12 protein-coding genes are annotated in these 11,913 nt (G+C 38.2%); 6 read left to right on the top strand and 6 right to left on the bottom strand.

All coding sequences use genetic code 11. The features are described from left to right. Positions 1-27: 27 nt before the first annotated feature. The 5 genes from pyrH to ACFFHK_RS05410 all read right to left on the bottom strand — a co-directional run bounded on the left by pyrH (position 28) and on the right by ACFFHK_RS05410 (position 5,260). Complete coding sequence (pyrH, locus tag ACFFHK_RS05430; protein WP_382370313.1) at positions 28-756, bottom strand: UMP kinase; 729 nt, start codon at positions 754-756, stop codon at positions 28-30. A gap of 134 nt (positions 757-890) precedes the next feature. Continuing rightward, the gene (gene tsf / locus ACFFHK_RS05425; protein WP_382370311.1) at positions 891-1,736 is read right to left on the bottom strand and encodes a translation elongation factor Ts; all 846 of its coding nucleotides are present in this window, start codon (positions 1,734-1,736) and stop codon (positions 891-893) included. Between the two features lie 129 nt (positions 1,737-1,865). After that, positions 1,866-2,615, bottom strand: a complete 750-nt coding sequence (rpsB, locus tag ACFFHK_RS05420) for a 30S ribosomal protein S2 (protein ID WP_382370309.1) — start codon at positions 2,613-2,615, stop codon at positions 1,866-1,868. Between the two features lie 193 nt (positions 2,616-2,808). Beyond that, positions 2,809-4,179, bottom strand: coding sequence for a DNA repair protein RadA (radA, locus tag ACFFHK_RS05415; protein WP_382370307.1), 1,371 nt, complete (start codon positions 4,177-4,179; stop codon positions 2,809-2,811). Between the two features lie 4 nt (positions 4,180-4,183). Then, the gene (locus ACFFHK_RS05410) at positions 4,184-5,260 is read right to left on the bottom strand and encodes a CYTH domain-containing protein (RefSeq protein ID WP_382370305.1); all 1,077 of its coding nucleotides are present in this window, start codon (positions 5,258-5,260) and stop codon (positions 4,184-4,186) included. 137 nt (positions 5,261-5,397) lie between these two features. Between ACFFHK_RS05410 and ACFFHK_RS05405 the strand changes: the two genes are divergently transcribed. The 5 genes from ACFFHK_RS05405 (at position 5,398) to ACFFHK_RS05385 (ending at position 10,016) form a co-directional block, all read left to right on the top strand. Continuing rightward, positions 5,398-6,078 carry a TIGR00153 family protein gene (locus ACFFHK_RS05405; protein ID WP_382370303.1) on the top strand — a complete coding sequence of 227 codons (681 nt, stop codon included), beginning with the start codon at positions 5,398-5,400 and terminating at the stop codon, positions 6,076-6,078. 43 nt (positions 6,079-6,121) lie between these two features. Continuing rightward, positions 6,122-7,381: an inorganic phosphate transporter gene (locus ACFFHK_RS05400; RefSeq protein ID WP_382370301.1), complete on the top strand. Its 1,260-nt coding sequence runs from the start codon at positions 6,122-6,124 to the stop codon at positions 7,379-7,381. A gap of 95 nt (positions 7,382-7,476) precedes the next feature. Next, on the top strand, positions 7,477-8,079 hold the full coding sequence (locus ACFFHK_RS05395; protein ID WP_382370299.1) for a TIGR04211 family SH3 domain-containing protein: 603 nt from the start codon (positions 7,477-7,479) through the stop codon (positions 8,077-8,079). Continuing rightward, complete coding sequence (locus ACFFHK_RS05390; protein WP_382370297.1) at positions 8,079-9,242, top strand: multifunctional CCA addition/repair protein; 1,164 nt, start codon at positions 8,079-8,081, stop codon at positions 9,240-9,242. Before ACFFHK_RS05395 ends, ACFFHK_RS05390 begins: the two co-directional genes overlap by 1 nt. 18 nt (positions 9,243-9,260) lie before the next feature. After that, positions 9,261-10,016 (top strand): Nif3-like dinuclear metal center hexameric protein, encoded by a 756-nt coding sequence (locus tag ACFFHK_RS05385; protein ID WP_382370402.1) that lies wholly within the window; start codon positions 9,261-9,263, stop codon positions 10,014-10,016. A 350-nt stretch (positions 10,017-10,366) separates the two neighbouring features. Here ACFFHK_RS05385 and ACFFHK_RS05380 read toward each other — a convergent pair whose 3' ends face one another. Further along, positions 10,367-10,948: a thymidine kinase gene (locus ACFFHK_RS05380; RefSeq protein WP_382370295.1), complete on the bottom strand. Its 582-nt coding sequence runs from the start codon at positions 10,946-10,948 to the stop codon at positions 10,367-10,369. Positions 10,949-11,086: 138 nt separating this feature from the next. Here ACFFHK_RS05380 and dapF point away from each other — a divergent pair, with 138 nt between their 5' ends. Continuing rightward, on the top strand, positions 11,087-11,911 hold the full coding sequence (gene dapF, locus ACFFHK_RS05375; protein WP_382370293.1) for a diaminopimelate epimerase: 825 nt from the start codon (positions 11,087-11,089) through the stop codon (positions 11,909-11,911). The last annotated feature ends 2 nt before the right edge of the window (positions 11,912-11,913 follow it).

Here is an 11,913-nt window from a genome sequence, read left to right as displayed (position 1 = left end):
TTAACTAATGTAATGCTTTTTTTAAATCTATTTTTTATCGGTAATCAACGTACCTTCCCTCTCACCTAATACAACTTGACGTAATGCACCAGGTTTATTCATATTAAATACACGAATTGGCATACCGTGATCTCGTGCTAAGGTAAATGCAGCTAAATCCATTACTTTTAACTCTTTTTCTAATACTTCTTGGTAGGTTAATTGTGAATATAATTTTGCATTTGGATTGGTTGCAGGATCACAATCATAGACACCATCAACTTTCGTTGCTTTAAGCACGACATCAGCTTCAATTTCAATACCTCGTAAACAAGCGGCCGAATCAGTCGTAAAGAAAGGGTTACCTGTCCCTGCTGAAAAAATCACAACTTGTCCTTGTTTTAACAAACGAATTGCTTGAGCCCAACTATATGTATCACACACCCCATTAAGAGGAAATGCCGACATCAATTTCGCATTCACATCTGCACGATGTAATGAATCACGCATCGCTAAACCATTCATTACTGTTGCTAACATTCCCATATGATCACCAACAACACGGTTCATTCCAGCTTTCGCTAATTTTGCACCACGGAATAAATTACCACCACCTAATACAACCGCAACTTGTACACCTAATGCCAAGAGATCTTTAATTTCAGCTGCCATACGATCCAAAATAGAAGGATCGATTCCAAAACCCTCTTCACCTTGTAATGCTTCACCACTCAGTTTAAGTAAAATACGGTTATAAATTGGTTTTAATTGACTCATTGTGATTTTCCTTTTCATATTGTTGTGAAAATATAAACAAATAATTTTCTACTTCAGTTAAGCACTGCAAAATACTTGTTTATATTTTCAGCTTATAAAAAAAGCGAGTTTCCTCGCTTTTTTCAGATGGCTAATTAAGCTTTTGACATCGCAGCTACTTCAGCAGCAAAGTCAGATTCAACTTTCTCAATACCTTCACCCACTTCTAAACGGATAAAGCCAGAAACTGAAGCGTTTACTGATTTTAAGTAGCTACCCACAGATTGTGAAGGATCCATTACAAACGGCTGACCTGTTAATGATACTTCACCTGTGAATTTCGCCATACGACCTTCAACCATTTTTTCTGCGATTTCTTTTGGTTTGCCAGAGTTCATCGCGATTTCAATTTGAATTTCACGCTCTTTCGCAACCACATCAGCAGATACATCTTCAGGGTTCACGAATTCAGGTTTAGATGCGGCAACGTGCATTGCGACTTTTTTCAACTCATCTTCCGCACCTGCACCTGCTACTAATACACCGATTTTTGCACCGTGTAAGTATTGTGCGATCACTTCACCTTCTAGGTATTGCACACGACGAATGTTCATATTTTCGCCGATTTTAGCTACTAACGCCGCACGTTTTTCTTCAAATGCCGCTTTTAAATCGTCAATTGATGCGCCTTTGTTAGCTAAAGCATAATCTGCCACTTCGTTTGCAAGTTCTAAGAAGCCTGCATCTTTCGCTACGAAGTCTGTTTCGCAGTTCATTTCCACTAATGCACCAAAACCTGCGCCAATACGTGCAAGAATAACGCCTTCTGCTGCAACACGACCTGCTTTTTTCGCCGCTTTTGCTTGACCTGATTTGCGCATATTGTCGATTGCTAATTCGATATCGCCGTTTGCTTCAACAAGTGCTTTTTTGCACTCCATCATACCTGCGCCAGTACGTTCACGAAGTTCTTTTACTAATGATGCTGTAATTTCAGCCATTTTTAAATCCTCTTTCTGTGTCAGTTAGACCACATTTTATATAAAACAGGGAACCCTAATGAGTCCCCTGCTAACCAATTAGTTTACTGTGGTTAATAAGGGATTTAACCTTATTAGATCCCAATAAGATTATTCTGCTTTCGCTTCAGCTTCTGCTGCTAATTGTTCAAAAGCTTCTTCTGCAACCGCACCTTGAGCTTGTGCTTTACCCTCTTTCACAGCTTGTGCTGCTGCAGTTAAGTAAAGTTGGATTGCTCTTACTGCGTCATCGTTACCAGGAATCACATAATCAACGCCATCTGGATCAGAGTTAGTATCAACAATCGCAAACACAGGAATACCAAGATTATTTGCTTCTTTTACTGCGATATGTTCGTGATCAGCCGCGATAACAAATAACGCATCTGGTAAACCGCCCATATCTTTGATACCGCCAAGACTTAACTCTAATTTTTCCATCTCACGAGTACGCATTAACGCTTCTTTTTTGGTTAATTTATCAAAAGTACCATCTTGAGATTGAGTTTCTAAATCTTTTAAGCGTTTGATTGATTGACGAACTGTTTTCCAGTTAGTCAACATACCACCTAACCAGCGGTGGTTTACATAGTATTGTTGGCAATCTAATGCTGCTGCTTGCACTGGATCAGTTGCGGCACGTTTTGTACCAACGAAAAGCACTTTACCGTTGTTTGCTGCAATACGTTTTAACTCTTCTAACGCTGCATTAAACATAGGTAATGTTTTTTCTAAGTTGATAATATGAACACCATTACGTGGTCCGAAAATGAATGGTTTCATTTTTGGATTCCAGTAACGAGTTTGGTGACCGAAATGAACGCCAGCTTGTAGCATTTCACGCATTGTAACTTGTGCCATAATTTTTTCCTTATTTGATTGGGGTTTAGCCTCCACATATCCCTAAACAATCGACCGTTTGGCACCCCGATTGTTAGTATAGATATGTGTGTGAAATAATAAATTTGCCTTTCAAAATTTTTACGACAAAAAGGCGGTGCGTTTTATACCATAAAATGCAGAAAAAACCAATGTTTATCGATAAATATTTTCGTTAAAAGCCATCTAAAACTTGCAAAGCATCACTCAATTTTTTCACCACAAAAACCTGCATATTCTCAATCGGATTTTTGGGACGATTGGCATAAGGGACGATTGCTCGGCGAAAACCATGTTTAGCTGCCTCACTAATCCGTTCCTGCCCACTAGGTACAGGGCGAATTTCGCCTGCTAACCCCACTTCTCCAAATACGACTAAATCTCGTGGTAATGCTCGATTGCGGAAACTCGAAATCAACGCCAATAACAATGCAAGATCTGCACTGGTTTCACTAACTTTTACACCACCGACCACATTCACAAAAATATCCTGATCAGCCATTTGCAAACCACCATGGCGATGTAAAACCGCTAACAACAAAGCGACTCGGTTATGATCCAACCCTACCGCTACTCGACGTGGATTCGCTAACATTGAATGATCAACTAACGCTTGAATTTCTACTAATAGAGGGCGAGTTCCTTCCCATAAAACAACTACCGAACTACCAGGTGTTTGTTCTTCGCCACGGCTTAAAAAAATTGCAGATGGATTTTTTACTTCTTTTAAGCCTTGCTCAGTCATACCAAATACACCAAGCTCATTGACGGCACCAAAACGGTTCTTCTGACTACGCAAGGTACGAAAACGAGAATCCGCTTCGCCCTCTAATAAAATCGAGCAATCAATACAGTGTTCTAATACTTTTGGTCCAGCAAGGGTACCATCTTTCGTTACGTGTCCAACCATAATAATGGCAACTTGTTTTGTTTTTGCATAACGCGTTAAAAAAGATGCACATTCACGCACTTGCGCCACACTTCCAGGTGAAGATTGTATATCCGCCAAGTGCATCACTTGAATAGAGTCAATGACCATAATTTTCGGTTGTAATTGATCGGCTAACAGGCAAATTTGTTCAACGGAAGTTTCTGAAAGCACTTGCAACGTTTCTGTGGGTAAATTTAAACGCTTTGCCCGCATTGCTACTTGTTGCAACGACTCTTCCCCCGTTACATATAACGTTGACATTTGTTGTGCCAAGCCACACATCACCTGCAACAATAAAGTACTCTTTCCTGCCCCTGGGTGCCCTCCAATTAAGATCGCACTACCTGGTACAATACCACCACCTAGTACCCGATCTAATTCATTAAATCCACTCGCAAAACGCGGCAACTCTGACAAACTAATTTCCGATAATTTCTGTACTTTACTGCCACTTGCCCCAGCATAGCCACTAAAGCGATCATTTTTGCTTGGTGTACTTGCTAATCTCACTTCTGTAATGGTATTCCATGCTTGGCAAGCACTGCATTGCCCCTGCCAACGTGCATATTCTGCACCACAATCATTACATACATATGCGGTTTTTACTTTTGCCATTTTCTTATTTCAAGGTAACTTTTAATAAATTAATCATTCTTTGTAGATACTTGCCTCGAGAGGTAAATTCCAATAATTGTTGAATTGCTTTGGTATGATCTTGCTGCTCAACATGCCGTGCAATCATTTGTTTAATTTGTTGGTAAAACATCTGATTAGTTTCTTGCAACTCTTCAACGATCTCTTGTTGTGATACAGGTAATTCCATCAATAATTGCGCTAACAACTGCGGCTCATTTTCATAATATTGATATAAATTAAAAAATAAGCCAATTAATTCTATCGTAGCAAAACCATCTAACACGGATACTTGCGTATTAACTTTCTCTAAATATTTTAACAAACGCCACTCGTAATCAAGTAATGCCACCACCTTTTGGTGTGCAGTAGGAAAGGATTGATGCAATAAATTCCGCCAATCTTCAATTAGAACTGGCTTGCTCTTTTTACCTAATCCAGCGAGTTGGTAACCTCTTTCTGCTTTGCTTTCTTGCCCAATTCGTATTCCATCAAGAAAAAGTAAATTCTGTACAAAATTCAACACATCAAGCACTGATCCTGTTTTTAATTCAATTTCTATCTCGCTAATCGGTGCCTGTTGTTGATTAGCTAGAATTTTCCCTTGATCAATCGCAATCTCCAACTGCGTCCCACTACCAGTTTCCAACACATAATACTCACGCTGAAAATCTGTACTAAAAATTGGCATTAATGAGGATTGTAATACGGCATAATCTTGCGCCAGTTGTAATTCTGAATATTGATGAAATAAAGTAAGATCTGGCTTTTCGCAAGATAAATTCACATTATATTCAGGACGAATATGCAAACCACCTTGTACTTTACCTGCTGTTTTTAATGTCATGGTATAACATTCATTTTCTTTTCTGACGCGTAGTCCCATTTTTTGTCGGGAGAAAAAATGATCTTGTGTATCAAAATAAATATTTTGACTAAAAACCTGTTGCTGTTTAATTAATTTAAAGTGGCTAAGTTCTTGTTTTATACTATTGATAAGACCTTGATTTACCAATAGCTTTAATTCAATTTCTGGCGACATATTGTATTTCTCAATTTTCATGATAAGCCCCATTACTTTAACAAAGTTTTACCTTGCTGCACAAAATAAAATCTTGTAACGGTAAAAAGGTCTATTGTAAAATTCGCCCAGTTTTGTCTTCTATGATTTGCTTAAAACTCACAGATAAGGAGATGTTTATGGCAATTAATAACATTCTTGGTCTATTTGCCCAATCCCCGCTTAAACCACTACAAAAGCATTCCACTAAAGTTAATGAAGCTTGTGCAATGTTAATTCCTTTTTTTGAAGCTTGTTATACTGATGATTGGGAAACGGCAATGCAATTCCGTAATAAAATCTCTGAATTAGAAAAGCAAGCTGATTTACTCAAACGTGAAATCCGTTTGAAATTACCACGTGGTCTATTTATGCCCGTAGAACGTACAGACTTATTAGAACTTGTAACGCAATTAGATAAATTAGCGAACTATGCAAAAGATATTTCTGGTCGGGTAATTGGTCGTCAACTAAAAGTCCCTGAAGAAATTCAAGCTGAATTTTTAGCCTATGTACGCCGTAGTTTAGATTCAAGTGATCAAGCAAGACGTGTAATTGATGAAATGGATCAATTACTAGAAACAGGGTTTAGAGGGCGTGAAGTGAATTTTGTAAACGATATGATTACAGAATTGGATAAAATTGAAGATGATACTGACCATATGCAAATTCTCTTACGCCGCAAATTATTAGCCTTAGAATCATCTTATAATCCGATTGATATGATCTTTTTATATAAAATCATTGAATGGGTCGGGGTGTTAGCAGATCAAGCTCAACGTGTTGGCTCTCGCATTGAATTAATGTTAGCGCGTTCATAATGCAATCGATGATTAACCATCATTTAATTTATTAGGATGACTTATGGAAACATTATCTCATTACAGTACGTTGCTGGTGATTCTAACGGCAGTTTTCGGTTTTTTAATGGCATTCGGAATCGGCGCAAATGATGTATCAAATGCGATGGGTACTTCCGTTGGCTCAAAAGCAATCACCCCTCGTCAAGCTATTATTATTGCCATTATCTTTGAAGGTGCAGGAGCATATCTTGCTGGAGGAGAAGTCGCAGAAACCATAAAAGATGGCATTATTGACCCAACACTATTCATTCATCAACCCGAGATCTTAGTTCTCGGTATGATGGGTTCGTTACTTTCTGCTGGCTTTTGGCTTGTTTTTGCTTCTCGTCTAGGCTGGCCTGTCTCTACCACCCATACCATTATCGGGGCTATTGTTGGCTTTGCTTGTGTAACTATCGGTAGCGATGCTGTCGAATGGGGAAGATTATCAGGTATTTTTGGTAGTTGGATTATCACGCCTTTTATTGCTGGCATTATTGCTTATCTTATCTTTAGCAGTACGCAAAAATTAATTTTTGATACAGACTCTCCACTTAATAATGCAAAACGTTTTGCACCTTTTTATATGGGATTAACCATTTTCATTATATCGCTAGTAACCATTAAAAAGGGGCTTAAACATATTGGTTTACATCTTACCAACGGTGAAACGTTTATTATTTCTCTTGTTTTAAGCATTGTTGCCATTATTGGTTGCTTCATTTATTTACGCAGTCAATCTTTCGAGAAAAAAGCAACTGCTGGATTTGGTGCAGTAGAAAAAGTCTTTCGTATGCTAATGTTATTAACAGCTTGTTCTATGGCATTTGCTCATGGCTCAAATGATGTTGCCAATGCGATTGGTCCATTATCTGCTGTTGTTTCCATTATTGAACATGGTGGCGTGATTGCAGGAAAAACAACCATGGCATGGTGGGTATTACCATTAGGCGCATTAGGTATCATTACAGGTCTTGCGGTTATGGGGAAAAAAGTCATGGAAACAATTGGAACAGGAATTACAGACTTAACCCCAAGTCGTGGTTTCTCTGCACAATTTGCCACTGCAACCACGGTAATCCTTGCTTCTGGTACAGGATTACCAATTTCCACAACACAGACTTTAGTAGGGGCGGTACTTGGCGTTGGTTTTGCCCGTGGTATTGCTGCGCTCAACTTAACCGTTATCCGTAATATTATTTCATCGTGGATTATTACCCTACCAGCGGGTGCAGTATTCTCGATTATAATTTTTTATATCCTAAAAACTGTGTTATTGTAAAATACATAACTAATCGCTAAATGCAGTTTAAACTGCATTTAGTGGTAAATCTTACCTATCTAACTAACTGAAAATCATCAAAAAAGTACATATTTATGAAAAATTTTTCTCGTCTTTTGGGGATATTTTCAACCCTTATTATTAGCCAGTGTGCCTTTGCGCAAACTCAATATGTATCAGAAAATTTGAATACCTACCTCAGAAAAGGGGCGGGCGATCAATTTAAAATTGTCGGAACAATCAAATCAGGTGAAGCAGTTACCGTATTAGAAAAAAAAGACAAATATACGCAAATTCGTGATAGCCGTAATCGTGAAGGTTGGATTCTCTCGAGTGAACTCAGTAGCGCTGCAAGTAGTAAGGAGCAAGTTCCTGCCTTACAAAAACAGATTGATGAACTCACATTAAAACTAAATCGTATCAATCATGACTGGCAACAACGTACCAACGAAATGCAACGTCGTACACAACAAGCCGAAAAACAAAGTAGCGAACTACTCGAACAAAATTCTCAATTAAGCCGCCAATTAGACATCATCAAAAATAAAAATAAAGATTTAGAAGCAATGCTTGATTCGGAAAAACGTGGCATTATTATTCGTTGGTTTATTTATGGTGGTTCTGTTTTAGCTGTTGGTCTTCTCCTTGGGTTAGTTATCCCAGTCTTAATTCCAAGACGTCGCCGAGATCGTTGGTAATGGTAAAACAACAACCAGAAGTTTATTTAGTAGGCGGCGCAGTTCGTGATCGCCTACTGGGTTTACCCGTTAAAGATAAAGACTGGCTGGTCGTTCATGCAACCCCTGACTACCTCTTACAACAAGGCTATCTACAAGTTGGGAAAGATTTTCCTGTTTTTTTACATTCAAAAACCAAAGAAGAATACGCTTTAGCCAGAACTGAACGCAAAACAGGCAAAGGTTATACTGGTTTTTATTGTGATTTTTCACCTAACATCACGCTAGAACAAGATTTAATACGCCGTGATCTAACGATTAATGCGATTGCCGAGGATTTACAAGGAAAGTTACATGATCCTTATCACGGTATTTCTGATCTAAAGAAGAAAATCTTACGTCATATTTCACCTGCATTTTGTGAAGATCCTTTGCGTGTACTGCGTGTTGCCCGTTTCGCAGCTCGTTTCTATCAACTTGGTTTCCAGATCGCCCCAGAAACATTAGCCTTAATGGAAAATATGGTAAAAAGTGGTGAATTACAGGATTTAACGCCTGAACGTGTCTGGCTAGAAACAGAAAAAGCCTTAAATACCGCTAACCCTGAAATCTATTTCCAAACATTAAACCAAATTGGTGCAGGTGAGTTATTTAATGAATTACAACCATTGTGGCAATCAGAAAATCATATGGTAACTCACGCGTTAACTCGCTTAAATAAACTTTTAAGCAAGCAAATTATTGATGATAAAATTGCACGTTTTGCCTTACTTTGTGTTTGTTTAACATCTCAAACAACACACTCTATCCAGCAAATTACCCAACAAATTCAACAACTGTGTCAACGATATAAAGCACCTCTTGCTTATCAAGAATATGCGATTTTGGCTACACAATTTGTTGAGCAATTTACAAGAACAGATCAACTTTCTGCCGATCAGATTGTTACTCTTTTTGATCAATTAGATTGTTGGCGTAAACCGCAACGCTTATCTGATTTATGCTTGATCTATCAAGCCTTTTTCCCTGATTTTACTGCTCAACAGCAACAACAATGGCAACACTGGTATCAATTAGCAAAAGCAGTTGATGTGCAACAAATTATTACTGCTGGCTTTCGTCAGCAACAGATTAAACAAGAACTTTATCAACGCCGTGTATTAGCGATTTCTCATGCAAATTAAAGGATATAAACATACATGATTAATAATCTTGAACTAGAACAACAACTTAATCACTTACTAAATAGCGATAAAATTAATGATTATGCCCCTAATGGCTTACAGGTTGAAGGTAAACCTCAAATTCAAAAAATCGTTACTGGTGTAACAGCATCACAAGCCCTGCTAGACTATGCGATAAGTGTTAACGCAGATGCAATTATTGTTCACCACGGCTATTTCTGGAAAAATGAAAATCCTTGTATCCGTGGCATGAAAGGTAAACGCATTCAAACTTTATTAAAAAATGAGATCAATTTATATGCTTATCATCTGCCACTGGATATGCACCCAACACTAGGCAACAACGCACAATTAGCCCAATTACTTGGTATAGAAAATTTGCAATCCTTAGAAGATTCCCCTAATTCAATCCCAATGTGGGGAACGCTACCTCAAGCTATCTCTGGTGAAGCCTTTGCCGAACGTATCAATCAAACATTAGGTCGAGTTTGTTTACATTGTGCCAATAATCCAGCACAACTGATTCAAAAAATAGGACTTTGCACTGGTGGTGGGCAAGGTTATATCGATCTTGCAGCAAGTAAAGGTTGCGATGCTTTTATTACTGGGGAAGTTTCCGAGCAAACCGTTCATTCTGCACGGGAACAAGATATTCAATTTTTTGCTGCAGGACATCACGCTACCGAACGCTATGGTATTAAAGCTTTAAGCGAATGGTTACAGCAAAATTATGCGCTGGAAGTTGAATTTAAGGATATTGATAATCCAGCTTAATGCAAGGAAATCTATACAAACCACTGACAAACTTCGTTTTAAGAAAGATCTTTATAAATCCTCCATAGGATTCCCTTGTGCCTTGCCCGAATGTAGGAAAGATTTTTAGGCAAAAAACGTCTAATTTTTCTGAGTTTTGCGAAGAAAAATATCAGTTTTTTGCCGCCCGAAAAATCTTGACGGAATGAGGAAATAGCAAGGTACTAGGGCGTGCTTTTTTTGCTTCGTTTTTTTGCACGAGCAAAAAATGAAGTCGCCCTTTAGGGCGAAACCTAAATCTAAATTTAGCTAAGAATATTGATAAAGATTAATTCATTCGACTGTATCAATAAATTAAATATAAAACTAATTTAACACTTCCCCATCTTCTCTTTATAATGCTGACGGCAGACAGATAAATAATGATCATTCCCGCCAATCTGAATTTGATCGCCCTCTTTAATCACCTCACCCTGCTCATTCAGGCGTAACACAAAATTCGCTTTACGACCGCAGTAACAGATCGTTTTTAGCTCTTCTAATTGATCAGCCCACGCTAACAAATAGCGGCTACCTTCAAATAATTCAGCTTGGAAATCAGTGCGTAATCCATAACATAACACGGGAATATTTAATTTATCGACAACATCTGTCAACTGATAAACTTGTGCTTTGGTTAAAAATTGTGCTTCATCGACTAAAATACAATGTAATTTTTGTTGTTGATGTTGTGCTTGAATATCAACAAACAGATCGGTTTTTGCATCAAATAATTTTGCTTGTTCTTCGATCCCAATTCTTGAGGTAACTTTCCCCACGCCATAACGGTTATCAATCGCTGCCGTATAAACTAACGTATGCATTCCTCGCTCACGATAGTTATATGAAGATTGTAATAACGTGGTCGATTTTCCTGCATTCATAGAAGAATAATAAAAATAGAGTTTTGCCATAGCCCAATCCTTTATAAAAAACGGCGCTAGTATAACGATATTCAGTGTTGATTAATATATTTGATTTTACACTTCAGGCTTTAGACTTTGAGCGGAACTCTCTATAATAACCCAATCAAATTTATACACGAGGTAAGTATGCAGTTTTCCAAAATGCACGGATTGGGTAATGATTTTATGGTGGTTGATGGCATTACCCAAAGTGTTTTTTTCTCTGAAGAGATTATCCGCCGTCTAGCAGATCGCAATCGAGGCGTTGGTTTCGATCAATTATTGCTAGTTGAAGCACCTTATGATCCAGAATTAGATTTCCATTATCGTATTTTTAACGCCGATGGTAGCGAAGTGGAACAGTGCGGTAATGGAGCGCGATGTTTCGCTCGCTTTGTCCGTTTAAAAGGCTTAACCAATAAAAATGAGATTAAAGTCAGCACCGCAAAAGGTAAAATTGTTTTAATTGTCAATGATGATGAAACAGTGCGTGTCAATATGGGTGAACCAATTTGGGAACCCGCTAAGATTCCTTTTATTGCCAATAAGTTTGAGAAAAACTATATCCTGCGTACAGATCTACAAACTGTATTATGTGGCGTTGTTTCCATGGGAAACCCGCATTGTGTATTACAAGTAGATGATGTTACAACAGCCAATGTCGAACAATTAGGACCATTATTAGAACAGCATGAACGCTTCCCCGCTCGTGCGAACATTGGTTTTATGCAAATCATCAATCGTCAACAGATTAAACTACGTGTCTTTGAACGTGGGGCTGGTGAAACACAAGCTTGTGGCACAGGCGCATGTGCAGCTGTTGCGGTTGGTATTATGCAAGGTTTATTAGATAACAACGTCAGCGTAACACTACCTGGTGGAAAATTAGAAATTGAATGGCAAGGGCAAGGATACCCTCTTTATATGACAGGTGATGCCACATTTGTCTATGACGGCGTTATCCAATTATAAGG

It is taken from the genome of Gallibacterium trehalosifermentans (assembly GCF_042433055.1).
GTDB classification, from domain to species: Bacteria; Pseudomonadota; Gammaproteobacteria; order Enterobacterales; family Pasteurellaceae; genus Gallibacterium; species Gallibacterium trehalosifermentans.
Note: the sequence above shows the minus strand (reverse complement) of the source record. Positions and strands in the feature narration are given on the sequence as shown.